Source organism: Gorillibacterium terrae (genome assembly GCF_051594785.1).
Lineage (GTDB): Bacteria > Bacillota > Bacilli > Paenibacillales > NBRC-103111 > Gorillibacterium.
Window position 1 is genome coordinate 264,246 of sequence record NZ_JBPPGI010000005.1, and the last position, 24,594, is coordinate 288,839.

20 protein-coding genes are annotated in these 24,594 nt (G+C 59.1%); 14 read left to right on the forward strand and 6 right to left on the reverse strand.

Annotation, left to right across the window (positions count from 1 at the left end):
* Positions 1-299: 299 nt before the first annotated feature.
* Together ACSEXS_RS18145 and ACSEXS_RS18150 are read left to right on the forward strand one after the other, a co-directional pair.
* Positions 300-1,655: a glucose-6-phosphate isomerase gene (locus tag ACSEXS_RS18145; RefSeq protein WP_438434648.1), complete on the forward strand. Its 1,356-nt coding sequence runs from the start codon at positions 300-302 to the stop codon at positions 1,653-1,655.
* Between the two features lie 205 nt (positions 1,656-1,860).
* On the forward strand, positions 1,861-3,042 hold the full coding sequence (locus ACSEXS_RS18150) for a winged helix-turn-helix domain-containing protein (RefSeq protein WP_438434649.1): 1,182 nt from the start codon (positions 1,861-1,863) through the stop codon (positions 3,040-3,042).
* On the opposite strand, the gene ACSEXS_RS18155 is transcribed toward ACSEXS_RS18150, so the two are convergent.
* Complete coding sequence (locus tag ACSEXS_RS18155) at positions 3,029-3,349, reverse strand: hypothetical protein (RefSeq protein ID WP_438434650.1); 321 nt, start codon at positions 3,347-3,349, stop codon at positions 3,029-3,031. The two genes, ACSEXS_RS18150 and ACSEXS_RS18155, sit on opposite strands and share 14 nt — an antisense overlap.
* 275 nt (positions 3,350-3,624) lie before the next feature.
* On the opposite strand from ACSEXS_RS18155, the gene ACSEXS_RS18160 reads away from it, so the two are divergent.
* From ACSEXS_RS18160 to ACSEXS_RS18185, 6 genes are all read left to right on the forward strand, one after another.
* Positions 3,625-5,325 carry an ABC transporter ATP-binding protein gene (locus ACSEXS_RS18160; RefSeq protein WP_438434651.1) on the forward strand — a complete coding sequence of 567 codons (1,701 nt, stop codon included), beginning with the start codon at positions 3,625-3,627 and terminating at the stop codon, positions 5,323-5,325.
* A gap of 101 nt (positions 5,326-5,426) precedes the next feature.
* Positions 5,427-5,627, forward strand: coding sequence for a CLI_3235 family bacteriocin precursor (locus ACSEXS_RS18165; protein ID WP_438434652.1), 201 nt, complete (start codon positions 5,427-5,429; stop codon positions 5,625-5,627).
* Positions 5,628-5,708: 81 nt separating this feature from the next.
* Positions 5,709-7,148 carry a Cys-rich peptide radical SAM maturase CcpM gene (ccpM, locus tag ACSEXS_RS18170; protein ID WP_438434653.1) on the forward strand — a complete coding sequence of 480 codons (1,440 nt, stop codon included), beginning with the start codon at positions 5,709-5,711 and terminating at the stop codon, positions 7,146-7,148.
* Between the two features lie 23 nt (positions 7,149-7,171).
* The gene (locus tag ACSEXS_RS18175) at positions 7,172-8,290 is read left to right on the forward strand and encodes a TIGR04066 family peptide maturation system protein (RefSeq protein ID WP_438434654.1); all 1,119 of its coding nucleotides are present in this window, start codon (positions 7,172-7,174) and stop codon (positions 8,288-8,290) included.
* A 40-nt stretch (positions 8,291-8,330) separates the two neighbouring features.
* Positions 8,331-8,627 (forward strand): hypothetical protein, encoded by a 297-nt coding sequence (locus ACSEXS_RS18180; protein ID WP_438434655.1) that lies wholly within the window; start codon positions 8,331-8,333, stop codon positions 8,625-8,627.
* Entirely contained in the window at positions 8,617-9,933 is a 1,317-nt protein-coding gene (locus ACSEXS_RS18185; RefSeq protein WP_438434656.1) for a S8 family serine peptidase, read from the forward strand. The genes ACSEXS_RS18180 and ACSEXS_RS18185 overlap by 11 nt, the downstream gene beginning before the upstream one ends.
* A 120-nt stretch (positions 9,934-10,053) precedes the next feature.
* Here the strand turns inward: ACSEXS_RS18185 and ACSEXS_RS18190 are convergent, their stop codons facing one another.
* Together ACSEXS_RS18190 and ACSEXS_RS18195 are read right to left on the reverse strand one after the other, a co-directional pair.
* A complete protein-coding gene (locus ACSEXS_RS18190) occupies positions 10,054-11,841 on the reverse strand; it encodes an ABC transporter ATP-binding protein (RefSeq protein ID WP_438434657.1) in 1,788 nt (595 codons plus the stop codon).
* The gene (locus tag ACSEXS_RS18195) at positions 11,838-13,592 is read right to left on the reverse strand and encodes an ABC transporter ATP-binding protein (protein WP_438434658.1); all 1,755 of its coding nucleotides are present in this window, start codon (positions 13,590-13,592) and stop codon (positions 11,838-11,840) included. Before ACSEXS_RS18195 ends, ACSEXS_RS18190 begins: the two co-directional genes overlap by 4 nt.
* A gap of 222 nt (positions 13,593-13,814) precedes the next feature.
* Here ACSEXS_RS18195 and ACSEXS_RS18200 point away from each other — a divergent pair, with 222 nt between their 5' ends.
* From ACSEXS_RS18200 to ACSEXS_RS18210, 3 genes are all read left to right on the forward strand, one after another.
* Complete coding sequence (locus ACSEXS_RS18200; protein WP_438434659.1) at positions 13,815-14,471, forward strand: YigZ family protein; 657 nt, start codon at positions 13,815-13,817, stop codon at positions 14,469-14,471.
* 372 nt (positions 14,472-14,843) lie between these two features.
* Positions 14,844-16,532 (forward strand): ATP-binding protein, encoded by a 1,689-nt coding sequence (locus tag ACSEXS_RS18205; RefSeq protein ID WP_438434660.1) that lies wholly within the window; start codon positions 14,844-14,846, stop codon positions 16,530-16,532.
* A 41-nt stretch (positions 16,533-16,573) separates the two neighbouring features.
* Positions 16,574-16,795, forward strand: a complete 222-nt coding sequence (locus ACSEXS_RS18210) for a DUF1128 domain-containing protein (protein WP_438434661.1) — start codon at positions 16,574-16,576, stop codon at positions 16,793-16,795.
* Here ACSEXS_RS18210 and ACSEXS_RS18215 read toward each other — a convergent pair.
* Complete coding sequence (locus ACSEXS_RS18215) at positions 16,768-17,199, reverse strand: hypothetical protein (protein WP_438434662.1); 432 nt, start codon at positions 17,197-17,199, stop codon at positions 16,768-16,770. The genes ACSEXS_RS18210 and ACSEXS_RS18215 overlap by 28 nt on opposite strands.
* Before the next feature lie 144 nt (positions 17,200-17,343).
* Between ACSEXS_RS18215 and ACSEXS_RS18220 the strand changes: the two genes are divergently transcribed.
* Positions 17,344-17,697, forward strand: a complete 354-nt coding sequence (locus tag ACSEXS_RS18220) for a helix-turn-helix domain-containing protein (protein ID WP_438434663.1) — start codon at positions 17,344-17,346, stop codon at positions 17,695-17,697.
* An 83-nt stretch (positions 17,698-17,780) separates the two neighbouring features.
* On the opposite strand, the gene ACSEXS_RS18225 is transcribed toward ACSEXS_RS18220, so the two are convergent.
* The gene (locus tag ACSEXS_RS18225; protein WP_438434664.1) at positions 17,781-18,746 is read right to left on the reverse strand and encodes a hypothetical protein; all 966 of its coding nucleotides are present in this window, start codon (positions 18,744-18,746) and stop codon (positions 17,781-17,783) included.
* Positions 18,743-18,925: a hypothetical protein gene (locus ACSEXS_RS18230; RefSeq protein WP_438434665.1), complete on the reverse strand. Its 183-nt coding sequence runs from the start codon at positions 18,923-18,925 to the stop codon at positions 18,743-18,745. Before ACSEXS_RS18230 ends, ACSEXS_RS18225 begins: the two co-directional genes overlap by 4 nt.
* A 362-nt stretch (positions 18,926-19,287) precedes the next feature.
* Here ACSEXS_RS18230 and ACSEXS_RS18235 point away from each other — a divergent pair, with 362 nt between their 5' ends.
* Complete coding sequence (locus tag ACSEXS_RS18235) at positions 19,288-21,075, forward strand: VWA domain-containing protein (RefSeq protein WP_438434666.1); 1,788 nt, start codon at positions 19,288-19,290, stop codon at positions 21,073-21,075.
* Between the two features lie 53 nt (positions 21,076-21,128).
* A complete protein-coding gene (locus ACSEXS_RS18240) occupies positions 21,129-24,518 on the forward strand; it encodes a tubulin-like doman-containing protein (protein ID WP_438434667.1) in 3,390 nt (1,129 codons plus the stop codon).
* Positions 24,519-24,594: the final 76 nt, after the last annotated feature.

Consider the following 24,594-nt stretch of genomic DNA (forward strand, 5'->3'; position numbering starts at 1 on the left):
TCCTTTTGCCTTCATCATACCATTCGATCCGGCCGTTGGGAATGCGGAGCGGCGCGCGTGAAATGTGCGGCGGATCACTTGCTTTTCCGCTCTAATGAAAGTATTCTTAGGGATAGTCAACACGCGGCAAGGGCACCCGTCTGCCTTTTCCCCCACGGATTCGCCGCGATCCGGGAGCTTGCGGCTTCCCGCCGTCAAGGAATTCTAGCGCTTTTCACGGCGATGCCCGATTCATCCCCCAACAAGCTTTCGTTCACGCTGACGATTCCGAAACTTTTTTCGCATAGGAGGATTCTCACATGGCCAACAAGCTTCATTTCGATTATTCCAAGGCCCTCGGCTTCATCGGCCAGCACGAAGTGGATTACCTGGAAGGCGCCGTGCGCGTGGCGCACGAGCAGCTTCACAACGGCACGGGAGCCGGCAGCGATTACCTCGGCTGGATCAACCTCCCCCTGTCCTACGACAAAGAAGAATTCGCCCGCATTCAGCAGGCGGCCAAGAAGATTCAGTCCGACTCCGAGGCGCTCGTCGTCATCGGCATCGGCGGCTCCTACCTGGGAGCGCGCGCCGCGATCGAGATGCTCACCAACAGCTTCTATAACCTGCAGTCGAAGGAAGCCCGCAAGACGCCGCAGATCTTCTTCGTCGGCAACAGCATCAGCTCGACCTATGCGGCTCACTTGATCCAGCTCCTGGAGGGCAAGGACTTCTCCGTCAACGTGATCTCCAAGTCCGGCACGACCACGGAGCCGGCGATCGCCTTCCGCCTTTTCCGCGAGCTGCTGGAGAAGAAGTACGGCAAGGAAGCGGCCCGGGGACGCATCTACGCGACGACCGACAAAGCGCGCGGCGCTCTGAAGAAGCTGGCGGACGAAGAAGGCTACGAGACGTTCGTCATTCCCGACGACGTCGGCGGCCGCTACTCCGTGCTCACTGCGGTAGGTCTGCTGCCCATCGCGACGGCGGGCATCGCCATTGACGAAATGATGCGCGGCGCAAGCGACGCCATGATGGAATTCGCCAACCCGAACCTGGCCGACAACCTCAGCTACCAGTATGCGGCTGTCCGCAACGCCTTGTACCGCAAGGGCAAGACGACGGAGATCCTCGTCAACTACGAGCCTTCCCTGCACTATGTGTCGGAATGGTGGAAGCAGCTGTTCGGCGAAAGCGAAGGCAAGGACTACAAGGGCATTTATCCGGCGTCCGTCGATTTCTCCACCGATCTGCACTCGATGGGGCAGTTCATCCAAGAAGGCAACCGCACCCTGTTTGAAACGGTCATCCAGGTGGAGAAGGTGCCGGAAGAGATCGTCATCGGCGAAGATGCCGACAACCTCGACGGCCTGAACTTCCTGTCCGGCAAGACGATGGACTTCGTCAACAAGAAGGCGTTCCAGGGAACGATGCTGGCCCACACAGACGGCGGAGTGCCCAACCTGATCGTCACCATTCCGGACATGAGCCCGTATACCTTCGGCTACATGGTGTACTTCTTCGAGAAGGCCTGCGGCGTGAGCGGCTACCTGCTCGGCGTCAATCCCTTCGACCAACCGGGCGTGGAAGCCTACAAGAAGAACATGTTCGCCCTGCTCGGCAAGCCCGGCTTCGAGAAGGAGAAGGAAGAGCTGGAAGCCCGCCTGAACGACTGATCCCCGGCCTTGGCCGAACGAACCCGCAATGAAGCAAAGCCTGCTGAACGGATAAGAGGCGACTCTCTCCAGACGGCAGGCTTTTTTTGAACCCGGCTGCGGGACTGCGGCTCTGCTTGCATCGGAAAAACGCCGCTTCATCGGCGACAGACAGGTGTCGGAATTGACGTGCTACACTGGCCATATACGAGACAGGAGGACAAGCATGGATAACCGAATGGGTTTGACCGTTGAGGAGGCGCGCCGCTTCCTGCTGCTGAAGCATGGCCTCGCGGGCGAGTACCGGTTCAAAGGCAAAGCGGGCATTCTCGAATTCGTCCGCCAGGCGGGCTGCATCCAGTACGACCCGATCGATGTCTGCGGCAAGAACGCCGAGCTGGTGCTGCAGGCGCGGGTGCCCGATTTCACCAAGCCGATGCTGGAGGAGCTGCTGTACCGGGATCGCCGGCTGGTTGACTATTTCGACAAGAACCTGGCGATTCTGCCTATCGAGGATTGGCCGTATTTCTCCCGAACGCGCGAGCAATACCGAACGGATTCCCGCAGCCGCGAGCTCGTCGAGCGGTGGAGGGACGACATCCTGGCGGCGGTAAGAGGGAAGGCAGGCGTATTCGCCAAGGACCTGGGACTGAAGGAAAGCGTGGATTGGTATTGGAGTCCTTCGTCGCTCGGGCGGGCGGCCTTGGAAACGCTGTACTTCCGCGGCGATCTCGTGGTGCATCACAAGAAAGGGACCGCGAAGGCGTACGGGGCGGCGGACGAATGGCTCGACCCGGCTCTCCTGGCGGCGCCTGACCCGAATGGGACGGAGGAAAGCTACCGGAAGTGGCAGGTAGAGCGCCGGGTCGGGGCCGTGGGACTGCTGTGGAACAAGCCATCCGACGCTTGGCTCGGAATACGCGGCTTGAAGAGCGCGGAGCGGATGGAGGCATTCGCAGCGCTGCTTGCGGAGGGGAGGCTGGTTGAAGTCCAGGTCGAAGGGATGCGCGAGCCGCTCTATCTGCGGCAGGAGGACCTATCGCTGGCCGAGCGGGCCAAAGCGGCGGGCAAGCTGAAGCAGCGAGTCGAATTCATCGCCCCGCTGGACAACCTCCTGTGGGACCGGAAGCTGATCAAAGCTCTGTTTGACTTTGAATACAAATGGGAAATCTATACCCCCGCCGCCGAGCGCCGGTACGGCTACTACGTGCTGCCCGTCTTGTACGGCACCCGCTTCGCCGGACGGATCGAGCTCATTGCGCACAAGAAGCGCGGGGAGCTGGAGCTGCGCCGCTTCTGGCCGGAGCCGGACTTTCCGGGCGGGGCCGGGTTCGACCGCGCGCTGGCCGAGCGGTTGGAGCGGTTTGCCGCTTTCCATGGATGCGGGCGGGTGTTCAGAGAGACTTGATCTTGCGGACGATCTCGACCCGCATCACCTTGAGCTCCCATACGCGCTCCCGGAGCTCCGCTTCCCGGTCGTGGTTCTTCTCGTCCCGCATCTGGCCGAACAGCTCCAGCATCTTCACGTTGATCTGATCGAACATCCGCCAGAGGTCTTGGCGCAGCAGTTCGACCGTAACGGCGCGGAAATCCTCCTCGCGGGCGAGGAAACGCGCCTTGATCTCTTCCTGCCAGCCGGTGTCCCCGAGGGACCCGGCATAATTGTACAGATCGAGATGATCGTTGATCCAAGCCTGCTCGTAAACGTCATACATGGAAGGTGTCCCCCCATCTTCCTTAAGGTTTATACCGAGTATTATACTAGGTATTATAGGAAAAACAATGGGCTCTTTTCGGCTGTTTTTCTCGCGAATCCGAGGGTGGATAGGGGATGCCGGAGTAGAGTGGGAAAATATGATAAATCTATAAAAATATAAACTACTTGCATAAAAAGGGTATGAAACGATAGGAAATGGCTGTAAGATAACGCTAACCCTGCTATGTGAAATGAAACACAAACTTTTCCTATTACTCTCCTAAGAGGTTGAATATGCCATCGGAAACCAAACAGCTGCTTCACCGGCTCGCTCGCTTGCTGCTCCCCTTCCGAAGACAAATCATCGTTCTCTTCGCCACTCTTCTGGCCTCCTCCGGAATTCATCTGATCCTTCCCTTGCTCAACAAGCAGATGATGGATCAGGGGCTTTTGAAGCATGACATGGGAACCGTCGCTGTGTATTGCCTGTATACCATTCTATTGTTGCTTGCGGATCAAACGATCGGGCTTCTGGAAACCAAAAATTTGTCGTATGTAAATTCCATGTTTCACTATTCCTTAAAGAGTTTGGCCTTCAAGCATTCGCTGAAGCTGAAGCTGGATTATTTCAACCAAAAAAATGCCACGGAAATCATCGGTACGGTGAGCATGGATGCGGCGAATCTGTCCAGACTGTGCGACAGGGGGATCTTCTCCTTACTGACGCAATTCATTCGGCTTATCGGCGGAGCGATCGGCCTCTTCCTGATTGACTGGCGGCTCACTCTGGTCGTGCTCTTCTTTATGCCACTCCGGTATCTGGCGACCCGGTATCTTGCCCGCAAACGAAAAAAGCTCATGGAAGAGTTGATTGAATACAGCCGCAGCTACTCTGCTTGGTATGGAGAGGTTTTAAGCGGGATTAAGGAAGTCAAGCTGTGGGGATTGTACTCGGAGAAAACCGGCCAGTTTACCAACCTGCAGCGCAAGCTGATCAAAACCAATATCAAGATGGCCTTCATCGATAAATGGAACGAATACGCGGACAGCCTGCTGCTTCAACTCATCACGAACGTCCTCTACATCCTTGGCGCTTACCTGGTATTTGGCAGCAGCCTGACGATCGGCGGGTTGTTCGCCTTTATGACGTACAGCATCTATGTGGTGGCTCCGATCTCTTCCCTGATCAACGTCAAATACCTGTTTGCCGATATTCTGCCCTCGGCCAGAAGATTTTTTGAATTCCTGGATACCGAGACGGAACAGCAAGCTCCGCTTTTTCAAGCGAAGCGGGAAATTGCCCAGGAGCCGTTAACGGGCCGCATCAGCTTCCACAACGTCAGCTTTTCCTACGGGAATGACGCTTCTATCCTCGTGCATGCTTCCTTTCAAATCCATCCGGGGGAACTGGTCGTTTTTACGGGAGCCAATGGCTCGGGCAAAAGCACGATCCTGAATCTGCTGGCGAGGTTTTACGCTCCGCAGAAGGGCGAAATTCTCCTGGACGGGGTGAATATCCAGGATATGAAGCTCAAGGTCTACCGTCGATTGGTAGCGGTTTCAAGCCAAGAGGCCTTTCTGTTCGATGCAACCATCGAAGAGAATGTCGCCGGCGGGCTCCGGCTGAGGGAGCATCAAGTCAGGAAGGCGTTGGACGATAGCGCCGCCGCTTCGTTCGTCGAAGAATTGCCGCTGACGGTCAAGAGCCGGGTTGGGCGGAACGGTTCCGGTCTCTCCGGCGGGCAAAAGCAAAAAATCGCCATGGCCCGGGCCTTCGCCAAGGATGCCCCCATCCTCCTCCTGGACGAAGCGACATCGGGGTACGATGCGGAGTCGGAATGCCTGCTTAACGAGCGATTAGGTCTGCTTAAGCAAAGCGGAAAAACCATTCTGGTGGTTTCCCATAAACCGGAGTCCGTGAAGCATGCAGACCGCTTTTTCCGCGTAGAGAACGGGACCGTGAGCGAATATCAGAGACAGCCGCTTCCGATTTGACGTAACTCTCCTTGTAACCGCGGACAAGGGGCCGTTATTTCAAATACATGCCACTCCACGGATTCATGAAGGCAAACCAATCGAACGAAGGGAGAATGAACATGAGAAAATTGGGGAAGAAGCTTTGGGCAGCGGAGGAAACCATCGAAAGCTATTGCCGGTCCTGCATGAGTTGTTCCTGTTGGTCCTCTTGCAAATGCACGGATTCACAGAATGCGGCTACCAACAGTGTGATCTCAGCTAACGAGTACGCTTCCATTTCGAATGCTTCTATCAATTCTATGGCCAGTAACCATAATTAATCGTTAGTTAGGTACTCACCAATCGGTGAAGTCGACTCCCGATTGGTGAGTTTTCCAACGTTTAGGGACAGGAGAGATCACATGAGTAAAACGGAGCCGTTTATCCATTCCTTTAAGACGCCAGGATCTCATTATGTTTATGATGTCAACCGAAATGCGATTTTACGGATTAACCCAAAGCTTTGGAACCGAATCGCAAATGAAGGAAATATAGAGACAGGAACCGGCGAAGATCTTGCCCAAACCCAAAAACAGTTGGATAAGCTCCGCGAAAATGGTTTTCTTTCTGCGAACCGCGCCAAGAAAGTGCTCCATCCCACCGACGAATTGCTGGAAAATCATCTTACTGGCCGAGTGGAAAAGCTTACACTCCAGGTCACTCAGCAATGCAACATGCGCTGCGAGTATTGCGCTTATTCCGGCAACTATTACAACCGATCCCACCAGAACAAAACCATGACCTTTGAGACCGCCAAAAAAAGCATTGATTTTTTGTTTGACCACTCCCGTGACAGCGCTACCGTGTCGATCGGCTTTTACGGGGGAGAGCCTTTGACGGAATTCGATCTTGTGAAAACGTGCATCGATTATTGCAACCTTCGGGGGGAAGGCAAGGAGATCCAATTCACGCTCACTACAAATGGCACCTTGCTGAACCGGGAAATCGTGAGTGAACTGGAAAAGCGCGCTGTCGCCTTGGTCATCAGCTTGGATGGGCCAAAGGACGTGCATGACGGGACAAGAAAATTATGCGGAAACGAAGGCTCCTTCGATCGGGTGGTGCACAACCTTCAAGAGATCCACAATAACTTCCCGGACTATTTCAAAAAAATCTCGATTAATGCCGTTGTAAATCCGGAAAACGATTTTTCCTGTGTCACCCGGTTTTTTAACGAATTTGAAACCGTGAAGGACATGCACACGATGATGTCTCTCATCGCAGGACAATATTCCAAGCAAAACCTTAAACAAAACGAAAAGTTTATCCAGGACAATGAATACGAGTATTTCAAAATTATGCTGTTGAGATTAAAAAAGCTGAATGCAAAGCATATTTCTCGGCTGGTGGAGAAAAAATTCCAGGATTTGATCAGAACCTATGAGCTCTTGCAGTTAACTGAAAAAATTCCGGAAGCGATTCATCATGGCGGACCCTGCATTCCGGGAGCCCTGAGGTTGTTTATAGACATTGAAGGGAACTTTTTCCCTTGCGAAAGAGTCAGCGAAACTTCCGAAAACATGAAGATTGGCAACATTCATTCCGGATTTGACTATGAAAAAATTAGGGGAATTCTGAATATAGGAAAACTGACAGAAGAGCGCTGCAAGGATTGCTGGTCCTTCCGGTTTTGCTACTTATGCGCAGCCTTTGCGGATACCACTACGGAACTGTCGGCCAAAGAAAAAGGCAAGCATTGCGGTTCGGTACGCGCCAACACGGAAAGCTTGCTCAAAGACATTTGTGTCATGAAAGAATTAGGGTATGATTTCCATGCCTTTTATCCACTGGCCCATGAATAACCATGCCAAGGAAGGAGCGGCCGATGAATTATCAAGCGGTGGTTTTCCCTTATAGCCTGGAGTCTGCCCCTTTACTCAGACATCGGACATTGTTGAAGGAAATTGAAGTTCGGGGATTGGTTTCGTTGAAAGGCTGGGGATTATCCGGTAAGGATGCTTCTTATGCGGATGGCGGCAAACCTCTGAATAGGATCGTCCGACACCATTTTGAAGAGATCGGCGAGGAGTACAATGCTGTGCTGTTCGTGGAATCCAACCCGCCGGTCGATATAGCAAAAGTCATCTTACCTCAAATGGTAAAAACGGCGGAGGCCCGCAAGCATGTGCTCAGCACAGTGGAGCTTCCGCTTGATATGGAAGAGCAAGTAATGGGGGTATGCGCCCAAAACGGGGTGGATTATAAGAGTTACGCCGACGCAAGTTCCAGGATGATGACCATTTCTGCGGTTGACCAGTCCATCCTTAAACTCGATACCCCGGTTATTTTTGTTATGGGCTTGTCCGATCGATGCAATAAGTTTGAGATTCAATTGGGCTTACGGGAATCCTTGCTTAACGAAGGGTATAAGGTAAGCCAGATCGGGTCGCGAAGCTACTGCGAATGCTTGGGGTTTCATTCCATGCCGGGTTTTATGGTTGAACCGGGTTATATGGAGACGGAAAAAATCATTCGCTTCAACCGATATGTAAAGGATTTGGAAAAGAGTGAGCAGCCCGATGTAATTCTGATCGGCATTCCGGGTGGCGTCGCCATGTTGAATCACAAGCTTCCCAATTATTTTGGCATTCTGGCCTACGAGATTTCGCAGGCGGTAAGACCGGACGCCGTTATCTTGAGCGCCTTTTACGATGCGTTTACTCCCGAGTATTTTGAGAAAGTCCGCAATTTGGTTCGTTATCGCAACGGCTTTGAGATCGATCATTTTGCATTGGCCAATACCCGCTTTCAGTGGGATAACGCGAAAATCTTCGAGAAGGAGGAATACCTAACCTTATCGTCAGATTTTATTGATGCCAAGATCCCTTCCTTCCGGGAGATGGGATTATCCATTTTTAATAGTATGAACGAGTCCGATTTAAGAGAGATGTACAACCGGGTCATTGAGGATTTGGAGGAATGCTCCGAAATCGAACTCGTCTAGCGAGGGAGAGACCGGGGAGGAGATCAGGAGGGAACGGCATATGGAAGCTTGGAATTTAACGTCGGTCACGCTGCAGATGGAAAAGATGATGGAGGAGCGCTTCGGCTTTCCTGCGGGGGAATGGAGCGAGGCCAGACGGGAAGCGCACTTCCTCGGAGCGAGCCTCAGGCTGCAAGCCCGGGATTTGCTGTACCTTTATACGGACATTGAACGGATATTCGGCATCTCGATTCCGGGAGAGGAAATCGCCAACGGCACGTTTACTTCGTTTACGGGCGTTATCTCTCTTATCATGGACCAGATCAAGGCCAAGGAGCCGGTCAGGCATGGGAGATAAGCATGTTGTCGTGATCGACGACGGCATCAACGAAGGCTATTATCAATGCGGGGACCTGCTGTACAACATGGAAGTCGGTCCTGATGGGACGATGTTCACTCGGACGGGATATGACCCGTATCGGATTTCCCACGGCACCACCTGTGCGGGCATTATCCGTAAATACGCCCCCGGGGTTGTCTTATCGAGCGTCAAAATCATCTCCGACGACCGCAGCACGACCAGCAAAAAGCACTTGCTGCAAGCGTTGACCTGGTGCTTAAGCATACCGGCGGACTTGATCCATATGAGCCTCGGCACCCGCTGCTTTGCCGATTTCGACGGGATTGCGGGGATCATCGGCAAGCTGGCCGAGCGGGGAACGCTTCTTGTGGCGGCTTGCGACAACTTGAACCGGGTATCCTGCCCCGCGTCTCTGAACACGGTGATCGGCGTGAAATGCGACGAAGAGGGTCTGCTTCAAGATGGGCAGCATCTCTTCCATTCCAAGCCCTATGACGGGATTGAGATTACGGCTCGAAGCGGGCACTCGCTGGTGAATTTCCGGGGAGAAACGTCGGTGACCTCGGTGTGCAACAGCTACGCCGCTCCTTACGTCAGTGCCCTCCTCTGCCGATTCATGCAGAATAGCCCGATGCTTAGCCTGGAGAAGGCCAGAAGGCTGCTGGAAGGCGCTGGACTCCGGCAAAGCGGGAGAGTATCGCCGGTTCCGGTCGATGCGCCGCCCCTATCCGTTCCCATCCTTGGGGTACTGGGCGAAGCGGAAGCGGCGCATCTCTGGGGTATGCGGTTAGGGAGGTTGTTCCGGGAGGACGGCTATTACAGCGTTGTCGTCTCCGCGAGTGCCCTTGTGGACGATCCCTGTGGAGGAATCGTCTCGCTTCCCTATCACCAGGCGGAAGAAGATTACCTGCTGCAGGCCGTTGTCGCCGCCTATGATCCCGACCTCATCCTCCTGTGCCTGGGAGAAGGCACCCACGAACGGGATTTTGCCCGAGAGGCGGAAGAACGGTACGGGATCGACATCAAGATTGCGATCCATCCAGGCAACGGCCGTACGGCGGAACCCACTTCGATGGACGGACCGGGACGCAGCCTTGCCGGTGCCGGCGGGTCTCCGACAACCAAAGACGGCGGCTGTCTGTCGTTGGAAGGAGCGATGCCGATGGAGCCATCGGGGCCGCCTCTTCTCGACGATGCCGCCCTATCCCGCCTGTATAAGGCAATCGTCGAGCGGTTGGAGGCGGCGGAAGCGGATGAAGGACCCGGAACCCCTCTCGTTCAAGTGTGGCCGCAGCCCATTTGAGGGGAGGTTTTTTATTTTCCGCGCCGGAAAATAAAAGAGGCCGCCTCCACGGGAAGGTCCCGCAGAGACGGCCTCGGGTTTGGATCGGCATGCCGTGAAGCGAAGCGCCGCAGGGGACGCTTATCCTCGGGAAGCGGGCGAGCCGCTCGGCTTCTCGCCTTCCTGGTGCCACAATCGCCGCATTTCCTCGCTCGACGCGAGCAGCTCGGCGAGCTTGCCCTCCGCCTCGATGCGCCCGTCCTTCAGCAGGATGATCCGGTCGGCGCGCTGGAGCACCGCCGGGCGGTGCGAGACGACCAGGCAGGTCGCCTGCCGCCGGTCGAACAGCCGCTCCCAGAGGAGCTGTTCCGTCTCGACGTCGAGCGCGCTCGACAGGTCGTCGAAGACGAACAGCTCGGGGTCGCGGACGAACATCCGCGCCGCCGCCGTCCGCTGCGCCTGGCCGCCGGACAGCTTCACGCCGCGCGGTCCGATCCGCGTGGCAAGCCCCTCGGCGAGGGCGGCGACATCCTGCTCCATGACGGCGGAGCGGATGGCGGTCTCCAGCTCCTCGGCGGTGGCCTCCTGGCCGAGCAGGATATTGTCGGCCAGCGAATCGCTGTACAGCCGCGGGGACTGCGGCGTATAGGCCGACCGGGGCGGGATGAAGAAGGCGCCCGGATCGGCGATTTCCTTGCCGTTCCAGCGGATGTCGCCCGCATCCTTCGGCAGCAGGCCGAGCAGGGTGCGGATCAGCGTGGTCTTGCCCGCGCCGATCCGGCCGGTGATGACGGTGAACGAATGCCGCGGCAGGGTCAAGGCGATGTCGGCGATCCCCCGGTCGCTGTCGGGGTAGCGGTAGCGGAGTCCGCGGACGGCGAGCTCCTCCAGCCGGTCCTCCGGCCGCAGCTTCGGAGACGGAACCGCCGGAGGCTGCTCCGTCAGGTAGAGCGGATGCGCCTCGGTGAGCCGCTCCTCCGGCGCCTCCTGAAGCAGCGAGAGCAGCCGGTCTTTGGAGACGCCGCATTGCTTGAAATCGGTGATGAACTTGCCGAAGTTCTGGATGAACTGGGTGACGAAGGTCAGGTAGTACACGAACAAGGCAAAATCGCCGACCGTGAATTCGCCGGAACGCATCTGGCCGGCAGCCAGAATCAGCACAAGGCCGGTTCCCAGGTTGACCGTGTTCGAGAAGATCGAGTCGAGCAACTGGCTCAGCACCTTGTCCTTCAGCACCGATTTGCGCCGCTGCTCCCCCAGCTTCTCGAAGCGGCGGATGACGCGGTCTTCCGCCCCGGCGACCTGAATCGCCTGGACGGTGTTGAACATCTCGCTGATCGCGCCGGTCACCTGGCTTGTCGCTTCGCGGCTTGCGGCCCGATACTTCTGCAGCAGGGTGGTAGCGAGCTGCGCCACGCTCACGACGACGACGAGCGGCAGGAACACCCACAGGGTCAGCTCGGCGTTGATCCGCACGAGAATGACGGCTGCGGCGGTGGCGAACGCCACCATGCCGAAGGCGTCGACGGACCAGCTGATCGCTTCTTCGACGTGATCTCCGTCGTCGCGGAAGGTGCTGATCGCTTCCCCCGGCGAGACGGGGATCGCCTTCGCCCCCGGCTCGCGGAGAATGTGCCGCAGCAGATTGTGTCGAAGCAGGGCGCCGATGCGGAAGCGGAAATGCACGTCCGTGACGAAGCCGAGGGCGATGAACAGGCAGCGCGCCAGGGTCGCCCCGATCATCAGGGCGAGGATCGCCGGAATGCCGAGGCGGTAGGCGGCGCCTTCCGTCAGGGCATCGAAGAACAGCTTGGTTACCAGGCCGGGCAGGACCGGCGTGAGGTAGACCATCGTCCAAGCGAACAAGTTGGCGGCGTACAGCCCGGGACGGTAGCGAAACAGCCGCCACAAAAACGAGAATGTGCTCATTCGGTCAGCTCCTCCAATCCGGTGGTCAGGATGCGGCTGAAGCGCGAGCCGGGATCGGAGGCAAGCGCCTCGCGCCGGCCGTGCTCGACGATGCGTCCGGCGTCGAGGATGAGGATGTCGTCGACGCGGCGGACGGTCGCGAGCCGGTGGGCGATGATGATGCAGGTGCGATCCCGGACGAGCCGGTCGGTCGCGCGCACGATCTTCTGCTCGGTGGCCGGGTCCAGCTTGGAGGACGCTTCATCGAGAATGACGACGCCCGGCCCCGCCAGGAAGACGCGGGCGAAGGCCAACAGCTGCGCTTCCCCGGCGGAAAGGCCGCCTCCGTTCGAGGCGAGCGGCGTATTCAGGCCGAGCGGCAGCGACCGCAGCCAGTCGCCGAGGCCGAGCTCCGCCAGAATCGCTTCGATCTCTCCGTCGGGCACCGAATCGTCGTAGAACGTCAGGTTGTCGCGGACGGTTCCTTGAAACAGCTCGATCTGCTGCGTGACCATCCCGACATGGCGGCGCAGGTCGGCCACGCGAAAGTCCGCCAGGCTGCGGCCGTCGAGCGTAATCTTTCCCCCGCGGGGGTCATGGAAGCGCAGAAGCAGCCGGGCCAGCGTCGTCTTGCCGCTGCCGGTGCGCCCGAGGACGCCGAGAGTCTTGCCCCGCTCCAGAGTAAAGTCGAGGTCCTTCAAGGTCGTGAGTTCGTCCTCGTAGCCGAACTCGACTTCCTGGAAGCGAACCTCCGGAGCCCCGGCGGGCAGCGCCGCACCCTCGCCGTCTTGAATTTTCGACTCGACGGCGAGCAATTCCCCGATGCGGCCGATGCTGGCGTCCGCCTTTTGCAAATCCTCCATCTGGGTGCGGATCTGCTCGATCGGGCGCGACAGCTGCTCCGTATAATAGACGATCATGTAGACGGTTCCCAAGGTGATGGCGCCGTGGCGGTAGAGAGAGGCGCTGACGGCAAAGGCCATGGCGCCGCCGATGGCGAACAGGACGAGCGAGGTGATCCACATCGAGGCGAAGCCCATGAACGCCTTGAACCGCAGCGGCAGCCAGCGCCGCATAATGCCGTAGAAGCGGTTCATCACGAAGCCGGCGGCCCCGTTGGCCCGGGCGTCCTCGGTTCCCTCCAGATGCTCGCCGAGAAAGCCGTAGAACTCGGCGCTGATCGCCCGCACCTTGGTCCACAGCGGGGCGGTATAGCGGCGCACGGTCTGCAGAGCGCCGATCGCCGCTGCGACGAACAGCAGCATGACCAGCCCGATCTGCCAGCCTTCCCGGAACAGCAGGACGAGAATGCCGATGATCAGGACGAGGTTCGACACCAGCATGACCGACAGCTTGGAGAAGAAGTTGGACAGCGCGTTGATATCGCCGTCCACCCGCTCGATCAGCATGCCGGAGGAATGCTGCTTATGAAAGCTCGGATCGAGCCGCAGGCAGTGTCCGGCCACGTCGGAGCGCAGCCGGTTGGTGGCGGTCCAGCCGACGTTCTCGCTCAGGTAGGTGGTAACGAGAACGATGATCTGGTACAAGAGCGAGACGCCGATGAATAAGGCTCCCGCCCGGTACAGGTCCCGCATTCCGGCGCCCGACTGGGCCGAGTCGATGAAATAGCGGACAATCTGGGGATTGACGAGCTGCATGGCGATGGATGCGGCCAAGAGCGCATAAAGCACGACGACGCGCTTCCATTGCGGCTTGAGGTAGCCGTAGAGCAAGCCGGCATAGCGGCTCATGGGGATGCGGACACGGTTCATAAACGGACCCTTTCGCGTAAGTGGAATGGCGGAGACGTTAGTGAGCGAAGGAGAACAAATGATCGTCTTTCTTCTCTCTTTCGAACTACTTTAGAGGATTCGGACGCGGGCGTCAACGGACTTTTTTACGTTTACCCAAGGTTTCCGCCGGCGCCGCCGGCTTTGCCGCGCTTCGGACCGGCATGGTACAATTTACGGAAAATGCGAGAAGGAGCGGCGCGCATGCTGGACAGCTACAAGACAGTCGAAAGGCAGGGATCGGCCGAGATCGTCATCCGGAAGTCGCGGTTTATCGGGCACGCCCGGCCGGTACGGACGGAGGACGAGGCGCTGCGGTTCATTGCGGAGATCAAGAAGGAGCACAGCGCAGCCACCCATAACTGTTCCGCTTACGTGATCGGAGAACGGGACGAGTGGCAGAAGCAATCGGATGACGGCGAGCCCAGCGGAACGGCGGGCAAGCCGATTCTCGAAGTGATCAAGAACCAGGGGCTGAAGGATGTCGCGGTCGTCGTCACCCGCTATTTCGGCGGCATCCTGCTTGGGGCGGGCGGCCTGATTCGGGCTTACACGGACGGAGCGGTAGCCGGCCTTGCGGCGGCAGGCCCCGTTCTGCAGGTCCTGCACCGGGATGTCTACCTGGAGATCGACTACACCTGGCTCGGCAAGGTGGAGCATGAGCTGAGGATGCGGGGAACGCGGCTCGGGGAGACGCTGTTTGCCGACAAGGTCACCCTGCACTGCCAGCCGGTCGCCTCCGCGGCGGAGGCGTTCGCCGCCTGGCTGACCGATATCACCAGCGGGCAGGGGCTCGTCTCTCTGGGTACCGAGCATTATGTGGCGCAGGAGATTCCCGTCGGAAAAGGTCTCGCGGACTAAGCGCGGGGGAGGAGATCCCAAGCTGCGTAGCGCAGCTTCCGTTGCGGGGGAAGGGCGGCGGGCCGGGGAGGGAGAAGCGGGCGGGCCGTCGAATGGGTTATCTTTTTGGCGGAAAACGTTGGTAAATATTAGTAGTAGTGATCGTTGGGATATTGTATCATGGAAAAAGCGGCGGCTTGTCCCGGCGGCTCGCGGGGACCGCGGATGCTCCCAAGCGTCCGGGAACGGCTTCAGGCAACCGATCCGGGAAGAAGCGAGCGAACCGTTAGGCGAATCGACAGTACTGCAGGCAGCCCCTCTCCGCCGCGAATCGGAGCTATCCTCTCATCAGGAAAGGATCAACGAATGGAACAGGGAGAAGGTCGTCATCGCATGTCCGATAGAAGAAACGAGCTTTCGCTTCATCTGCTGACGGTTAAACCGGACGCGAGACCGTCCTCTGTTCCGTTCGATCGTTCGCCGGAGCCCGATTCAAGCTCGCGCGAAGGGTTGGAGAACCGAATTCGGGAGCTGGAAGCCCGCAACCGCGAGCTGCTGACCCGCTTGGGAGAACGCGAAGTCATCGCCCGGGAGCTTCTCCGGCAGAACGCGGAGCTCATCCGGCGGGAAGACAAGCATACCCGGGAGTATGCCCGCGCTTGCCGGCAATTGGGCGAATGGCAGCAGAAATACCGGGACTGGAGCCAATGGACGAAGCATGCCCGCATCGGCGTCCTGGTCTTTGATTTTAAGCTTCGGCTGAGGCAATTCAATCCTCAGATTACCCTGGAAATCCCGCTTGCCGCCGAGGATATCGGCAGACCGCTCGGCGAGCTGGCGGACAAATTTGCATTGGACGGGTTGTGCGCCGATATCGCCTGGGCAGCCGAGAACCGGGTTCCTCTCGAGAGGGAGATCTCGAGCCGCAGCGGGCGGTGGTACAGCCTGGTGATCTATCCGAGCGGCCCGGGAGAGGAGCGATTGCGCGGGCTCCAGGTCACCTTGACCGAAATCACCGAATTCCGGCAGGCGACGGCGGAGCTGAGGAAGCTGTCCTACGCCATCGAGCAGAACCACAGCATCATCGCCATCACCGACCCGGCCGGCCGGATTGAATACGTCAATCAGAAGTTCACCGAGCATACCGGTTATTTGCCGGAGGAGGTGCGCGGGCTGGACATCGACCAGCTTCATCCGCCGGAGATCGACGGGGTGTCTTTTCAAGAGATTTGGGAGCAGGTCAAGAGCGGCAACCGCTGGGCGGGCGAGATCGAGATGGGCACGCGCGATGGCGAATGGTATTGGGAAGGCGCGACGATGCTGCCGATCAAGAATCCCCAGGGCGACATCATCCATGTGCTGAAAATGTCCCAGAACATCACCGAGCACAAGACGGCCGAGGAGCTGCTGCGCAAATCGGAAATGCTGTCCGCCATCGGCCAATTGGCGGCGGGCGTCGCCCACGAGATCCGCAATCCTCTCACCGCTCTGAAGGGCTTCACCAAGCTGCTTGAGCGGAGCATGACCAACAAGGCCTACACCATGATCATGATGGGCGAGCTGGAGCGGATCGAGACCATCATCAATGAATTTCTCGTCCTGGCCAAGCCGCAGGTCTGGTCGTTCCAAAAGAAACAGGTGGACGAAATTCTCCAGGATGTGCTGATGCTGCTGGAGCCCGAGGCGCATATGGGCAACGTGCAGTTCGTCACCCGCTTCGCCCCCGGCCTGCATCCGGTCTCCTGCGTGGAGAACCAGCTCAAGCAGGTCTTCCTCAACATCCTCAAGAACAGCCTGGAAGCGGTACCGGTCGGCGGCATGATTCATGTCGAGACCGGCTCGGAGCCGGACGGCGACATCTGGGTGCGCATCGCCGACAACGGCTGCGGCATTCCCGAGGAGAAGCTGGCGCGCCTGGGCGAACCGTTCTATTCGACCAAGGAAAAAGGAACGGGGCTCGGGCTCATGGTCAGCTTCAAAATCATCGAAAACCACCGCGGAACCTATTCCGTCAAAAGCGAGCCGGGAAACGGCACGGTCGTGGAAATCCGCTTGCCCGCCGAACGGGAGAATCGGGTATAATGACGTATCGGCCGTATTCGGCAGCGGGAGGGATGAGAGAAATGAATCTGGCAAACGCATCGAAAGAAAACGTAGAGTATATGATCGAACAGATCAAGCTGAAGCTGAGAGTCGCTTCCGGCGCAGCGATCCGCTCCGAGCACTTCGCGGAAGGCCGCTACGAGGAGCTGGTCGAGCTGTACGAGCATGTCATGTCGAAGGAAACCTTCAGCGTCAGCGAGATCGACGCGATCGTTCAGGAGCTGGGACGCCTGCGCAGGTAAGCCGGAGACAGAACGGCGGCTTCCATCTGCTCGAGCAGAGTCAAGAGCTTGGTCAGCAGCCGGCGGATCGGAATACCGGCTCCGCTGCCCGCGAGGATGTAGTCGTACTGCTCCGAGACATACCAGAGGCTGCGGAGCAGGAGCTCGTCCGCGAGGGCGAGCGCCCCTTGGTCGGCGGCGTAGCGCAGCAGGTGATAGTCGTAGGCCGGGCTTCTCGCGGGAAGACTTCTCTGCCCTTTGGCGTAATAGGCCTCCAGGAACAGCCGGGCCGAGCGCGAGGCGTAGGACAGGCTCGGCCGCGGCATGCGCTGGTCGGCGAAGGCGATGGCGGTTTCCAGATGCGTGCGGGACTCCCGCATGAGCTGTTCCGGCGAGGCTGGGCCTTCCGGCTGACAATCGGGCACGAACGGGGACTCCTTTCATAGACAGATATCCCCATTATACATAAAGATAGGATTTATTAATATCTTTTTCGACGATCATACGACTTAATTACCTATTTTTACTGGTTGCCTTCTTCTCTACACTTTCTCTATAGTGGGGTGTAGATGATGCAGAAGGATGTTTTGCAGCTTGTCGGCCATCGGGTGAGAGATCTGCGCAAGGAACGGGGCTGGTCCCAGGAGGTTCTTGGCGAAAAAGGAGGCTTCCACTACTCGTACATCGGGCAGATTGAGCGCGGGGAGAAGAACGTGTCCCTGCTCAACCTCGTGAAGATCGCCGATGCCCTCGACGTCAGCGTCACGCAGCTGTTCGCGTATCTGGACGACGAGGAGAAATACACCGAATCGGAAGCCGATCTGCAGGAGATCGTCCGGACGCTGAGGACGAAGAAGCCGCATCAGGTGCGGATGGCCCGCAATGTGGTGAGGGAATTGGTCAGCGACAGTTATGAAGTCTAAAACGATAAGAAAGAACGCCCGCGCCATGCGCGGGCGTTTTGTTATTTTGGGCCGCTGTGCAGGGGGGCGGCCGCCCGGTTCGTCTATCTCCAAGAGGCCTGGCCGATGGCGCCTGCGGCCCGTTCCACCTCTTTGTCTCCCGCATAGCGGGTGCGGGCGATTTCGGCCGTCCGGGCGGCGAGGGTCGGATAATAGCCCCGCGTCGAGGCGAGCAGGCGGCAGAGCCGGAGAAACCGGTCCCGCGGCAGAGCGACGGCATAATCGGCGAGCAGGTATTCGCAAGCGCTCAGGTTGGCCTGCGAGCGCAGGGCGGCGCTGGCGATGTTGGTCATGACCTCCGGTCCGTACGGCAGCTTCTCGATATCCCCCCGGAAGCGCAGCGCATAATCCAGGGTTCTCTCCCGGATCAGCGGCCGGTTAACCTTGGATACCTCCCACAGATAGCGGACGAACAGCTTGTTGAACCGCCGCGGGACGACGCTCTCCAGCTCCAGGTCCATGTCCTTGCGGAGCACGAAGCGGTCGAGGCAGATCACCTTGTTGTAGCGGATGCGGTCCGTCCAGATAAACTCGCCGATCTCGCGCAGCTTCTCGTAGCATTCCCGGTAGCGGTCCGCCTCGTAATCGGCTTCGGCCGCCCGCTCGTCGGTCGCCAGCCCTTCGGCGATCCGGTCGGTCTCGTCGAGCAGCAGCCGGTGAAGGCGATACGGCGCGAAGGAATCGGCGTAGCGACGCAGCAGATAGAAATACACGGACAGCGCGCCGGCGCCGAGGACCGCGACGACGGTCCGCTCGAGCGAATTCGCGGCGAGGGCGACGGCGGCGACCGCAGCCAGGGCGAGAACAACCGCTTCCGCCAGCCTCCGGAGGCGGATTCTTCCCGCTCCCATCCGGGAGAGCGGCAGCAGGGTTCCGGTCCGGCGGCAGGACGGACAAGTCTCGCCCCGCAGCGAGGTGACGGAGCCGCAGGTACGGCAGAAGCGCAACCGCTCGAACCGGTGCGCGGTCACGAGCCGCGGACTGAAGTGGACGGCCTGCTTGCCGCTCATTCGCCGGACCTCCCCGCATTGAGACGTTCGATCAGGGCGTCGTCCATCTCTCCGGGGGGCGGAGTAAGCTGTTTGAGACGGCGCAGGCGCAGGCCTTTGACCAGGACGTAGACGGCGATTCCCACCAGTATGAGGTAAGGGGGCCACGCTTCCGTGGCCTTGAGCCAGTATTCTCTCATCGTCGGCGAGCCGGGAGTTCCGGCTCTTCCTCCCAATCTACAAAGGTATGGAAATTTGCATAGGGGAACGGTATGATTACGGGGAGGAACGGCGCTCAAACGGATAGGCCGATAGGCGCAAAGGGAGCGCGCCGCCCGGGCGGTCTGTTTGAGAGAACCGACCCCATAAAGGTTGGAGCCGTTCCCGGACCAATGAAAACGAGCCGAATTTTGTAATACTTGCCTTCTTCCATTAGAATGGGAGTGCGGCCTAGCCGCTTCTGCCTTCGGCGAGTTTCGCCCGTAGGCTCATTTTACTATCCATCCGGACGCTTGAACAGGGCAAGCCTGCGAGGCGTCCTTTCCGAAAAGGAGTACCTCACGTGAAGATTACCCACCGATTGCGGTTCGCTGCCGCGGCGTTCCTGTTGGTCGCCGCCCTTCTTCTCCCACTGCTTCCCGCCTCCGTGGCCCATGCCGCCGATACGGACGAGAAGCTCGACGCGGTGCTCGCCATCGACGTCAGCAATTCCATGGCCGAGAGCGACCGAAGCAAGGTCGCCAACGAAGCGATGAAGATGTTCATCGACATGACTTCGGTTTCCGGAGACAAGGTCGGGGTGCTCGCGTACACCGACCAGATCGTCCGGGAGAAGGCGCTGCTTACGGTCAAGAGCGCCCAAGACAAGCAGGATTTGAAGGACTTCGTCGATCAGCTCGCCCGCGGCGCTTACACCGATATTGCGGTGGGCGTCAAGGAGTCGGTGAAGATTCTGGAGGCCGACATGACCCCCGGACACCGCCCGATGATCGTGCTGCTCGCCGACGGCAACAACTCGCTGAACAAGGGCCGCACGCAGGCCGAGTCCGACCGGGAGCTGGCCGCCGCCGTCGAGGAGGCCAAGCAGAAGGGGATTCACATCTACACCATCGGGCTGAACGCCGACGGCAAGCTGAACAAGGCGGTGCTGGACCAAATCTCCAGCGAAACCGGCGGCAAGACGTTCGTGACCGACACCGCCGACAACCTGCCGCAGATCCTGAGCGAGATCTTTGCGAGCGAGCTGAGGCTGAAGGTCGTTCCCCTGCAGAGCTTGACCGGCAGCGGCAGCTTCCAGGACGTGACGGTGCCGATTCCGAACGACAACGTGCTGGAAGCCAATATCTCCATCGTATCCGACCAGGCCGTGGAAGTGAAGCTCTACGATCCGTCGGGCCAGGAGATGCCGGTTCCGGGGGATGACGCGATCTACACCCGGTCCTCGTCGTATTCGCTCGTCAAGCTGATCAAGCCGGCGGCGGGCGACTGGAAATTGCAGGTCAAGGGCGCGAACCGCGACAAGATCGACATCAGCCTCGTCTTTAATTATGACATCCGCGTCGTGATGGACCCGCCCGCCGCGAGCCGCTACAAGCCGGGCGACCCGATAAGCGTCGCCGCCCATCTGGAGACGGGAGGAGCTCCGATTACGGATGAGGCGATCCTGGGGGCGGCCAAAGCCTCGCTCGTGGCGACGGACAGCGGCACGGGGAAAGAAACGCTTCAGCCGCTCGCCCTGAACGGGAACAAGTTCACCGGCAGCTGGAAGATCCCGGACAGCCGCCGCTACGAGATCAAAGTACGGGTGGAAGGCCCCGGCTTCGTGCGCGAGAGCGAGCCGGTAACCGTGGACGCGGCGGCGGGAACGGCGACGGCCGCTCCATCCGCGAAGCCTTCCGCCCCCACGCCGGTCGAGCCGAAGAAACCTTTTCCGTGGACGACCGTACTTCTCAGTGGGCTGCTCGCCCTTCTCGTCATCGCGGCCGCCGTCCTGCTCTTCCTGCGGACGAAAAAGGCGAACCGCGGCTTCTTCGGCCAACTGGTGGTCGAGGTGCGGGACGAGAACACCGGCGAGCGGCTCAGCCCGCAGTACCGCAAACTGAACGCGTTCAAAGGCCGCATCCGCCTGCACCAGTTGCTTCAGCTCGCGCCGGAATTCGCGGAGACGGACAAGATTTATTTCGAACCGGGCAAGGGAGATACGCTTGTCCTGTTCAACCGCTCCGGCTGCCGGATCGAGAAATCGGGCCGCACGGTGGACGCGGAGAAGGGCCTGACGCTGCGCAAGAACGATCGTATCCGCATTTCGCTGCAATCGGTCAATAAATCCATTCAGCTTGAGTACATTTAAGCGAGGGCGGCGGCGAAACAAGCCGACCGCTCCGGCCAGGAGGCTTAAATTCCATGAAAGCATTGGTACGCGAACATATCCAGCAGCTTGACGTTTCGCTCGGCGGCGGCATCGTCTCCGAGAAAATCCGGGTGGACACGATCGACAACCCGATGCTCGTCATCGGCCTCGGCGGAACGGGCATCGACGCCTTGCTCCGGTTGAAATACCAGATCAACCGGCGCTTCCGGCTGCCGAACGATCCCATGTCCAAGAAGAAGCGGGAGAAGCCGGACAACATCGAGTTCATCGGCTTCGAGACGAACGAAGGCGAGCTGCAGAAGAAATACAAGGGCATCGGGCTCGACCCGCTGACGGAATTCGTCCTGCTGTCGAACGCCGAGATCGGCAGCCTGCTGCAGAACCGCAGCGTGCTCGAGCCGTACATCACGGAATGGCTGTCGCCCGAGATCATCGTCACCGACGGCGTCGGCGGAGCCTCCGGCAACCGCCAGACCGGCCGGCTGCTGCTGTTCACCAAGATCGTCCAGGTCGTGCAGACGATCGAGAAGAAGATCAAGACGCTGACCGAAGGCACCAACAAGAAGCTGATGGTGTTCCTGCTGACGGGTCTCAGCGGCGGCACGGGCAGCGGCAGCTTCCTCGACATCGCCTACATCGTCCGCGGTCTGATGGAGCGGGAGTACGCCGACGCGGGCGTCGACAAGGTGAGCTTGCTCGGCTACCTGTTCATGCCGGACGTCAACCTGGCGAACAAGAGCCTGACCGACCACACCCGCGAATACATCAAGAAGAACGGCTATGCGGCGCTTAAGGAATTGGACTACTGGATGAACGCCGACGAGCGCGGCGAGCGCTTCAAGCAGCGCTACGGCAACATCCTCACTGTCAACTCGCCGCTGCCGCCCTTCAACCTCGCGCATCTGATCTCGGCGACGAACCTGGACGGCCGGCTCCTGGAGAACGCCTACGATTACTGCATGAACGTCACCGCCGAGAACATCACCAACTTCATGGCGATGGAAGAGAAGCAGTCCGGCGAAGAGTTCGCCATCCATGATTACATCAGCAACATCCGCAGCAACATCAACCAGATGCCGAAGCCGTACGCCGCCAACTACCAATACAACATCATCGGCGCTTCGTCGGCGGTGCTGCCGATCGAGGAGATGACCACCTACCTCGCCTACCGGCTGTTCCGCAAAATGGAGACGATGTTCCAGGCGGCCCCGAGCCGCGAGGATGTGGAGAAGACGGCCCATAAGCTGGGGATGGACCTGGACGCCGTCCACCGCGAATTCCTCAAGCGAGTGCCCGACCCGATTCCCGGTTACCAGAACAGCGAGCGCCTGAGCTACGCCAACATCGTCAAGCTGCAAGCCGTGAGCCTCGATACCGAGCTGGAGCAGCAGTTCCTGACCCGCGCCCGCGAGGAATACATCAAGGCCCGCCGCCAGCTGCCGGGCGAGCTGGTGGACCGCTTCACGGAGGAAATCCGGCGGATGTTCCTGAATCCCGAGCAGGGTCCGTTCTACGCGAACCGCTTGATCTATACGAACAAGGGCGCGAGCCTGCTGGAGCTGATCCGCTCCTACATCGAGACGCTCCGGGAATCGCTGTACCGCATTCCCCAGGACATCGAAGCGGCGAAGGCCGCATCGGAGCAGCGGCTCGGCGACGCGCGGGACGCCTTCATCTCCAAGGAGAAGAAGAAAGACCTGTACATCGAAGCCAAAATCCAGGAATATGAGCTATACTCCGACCGCGAGCGGATGGAGCAGATGGTCGACTTTTACGAGGACCTGTACCGCGTCCTGAACGATCAGAACTCCCGCATTTACTCGGTGTTCACCGAGCTCTTGAACGCCCTGAACGTCATCTTCGAGAAGAACGGCCAGATCCTGGCCGAGGGCGAGGAGAACATCGACCACAAGGGCAACCGGACCTACTACTGGAATATCGTCGGCGTGCCGGATGTCGAGCGGGTGATCAATGGCATCATGGACGAAAAGAACGTCAGCGACCTGATCCGCGATTTTACGGCGGAACTGCTGGACAAATCGGCGAATTGGATCAAGGATTCCGAGGTCGACGTCGTCGGCTCGATCTCCGAATTCATGACCGACCAGTTCGGCGACCTGATCACCAAGTCGATGGAGGACTTCCTGCTGATCAAATACGGCAAGGACGAGTCGATCGAGAGCATCATGGAGAAGATCATCGCCAAGCGGCTTAACGAGGAAGCGGTGCCGGTGTTCCACCTGAGCAACAGCTCGGGCGCGTTTCATTTCCCGTCCTACGGCTTCGTGTCCGTGCCGGTCAAGGCCCCGAACATCTACAAAGGGATCAAGAACTTCGAGGCCCATTCCGTCGGCAACTCCCGGTTCACCGTCAAGGAGAGCGAGGTCAAGAACCGCATCTTCTGGCTGAATACGAAGAACGGGGTGCCGCTGTTCTCTTACGCTCCGCTGAAGAGCTACGAGGAGAGCTACGAGAAGACGATCCTGCTGCCCGAGGGCACGGGACGCCATCTCGTGCAGACCGACAAGGTCAACTGGGTCAACCTGCCGTCTCCGATTCCGGAGAAATCCTGGGGAGACACGTACGGCAACAACCGGGTGCGGCAATTGAACCTCACGGTCCGCGCCCTGTTCGAGGAAGCGGAGCGGCGGCGGATCATCCGCGAGAAGTCGGCGGAGTCGAACACCTCGGCCCGCTTCGAATGCATCCTGACCGCTCCCTTTGACCCGGCGGCCTTCCTCGCCCGCTTCGATCTCCAGCTGACCGGCGGCAAGCCGAACCTCGGCGAGGTGAAGCGCGCGGCGGCGGAGCTGAAGGCGCTGGCCGAGAAAGGACTTGCGCGGCAGGCGAGCCGCGAGATCTTCGGCAGCGTGAACCGGGAGCTGGCCATCGACAACTTCACCCGCTACCCCGGCTTATGCGAAGAGGTGCGGCAGGAGATCGCCAAGTACGAGCGGATCGAGGCCGAGATCGCGAAGCTGACCGCCGTGATCGGAGCGCATCAGGACGAGGAGAAATGGCTGAACCTGTTCATCGAAGCGATCTACACCGGCACCGTCGTCAAGAAAGGCGCGCAGTACGTGTACGACCACGACGCCGAGGAGGAAGCCTGGGAGCCGCTCGTCAACCTGCTTCGCGTGAACCGCTTCGTCGATTACGCTCTCTATGAGAAGCTGAAATCGCTCGATGCGAAGCGAGTCGCCGCACTCGAGCGGAAGGCGGCGCGGCGCAGCGAGAAGCTGACCGGGGCGGCCGACGTCGAGCAGCTCGTCACCCGGCTCGAGGTGATGGCGGCCGGCTTCCAGGAAGCCAAGGAAGCGCTCGACTTCGACCGGGCCGAGCTGGTCAACGGGGAAGAGATGTACCGCTTCTACCGAATGGCGGCCGCCCGGGTGAACGACATTTGGAAGACCATCAAGTAAGCCGCCGTCCGCGGCTGCCGCATGGCCGGGCTCTCAAGGCCCGGCTTTGCCGGTTCCTGCGGCTTCAGGCTTGAAG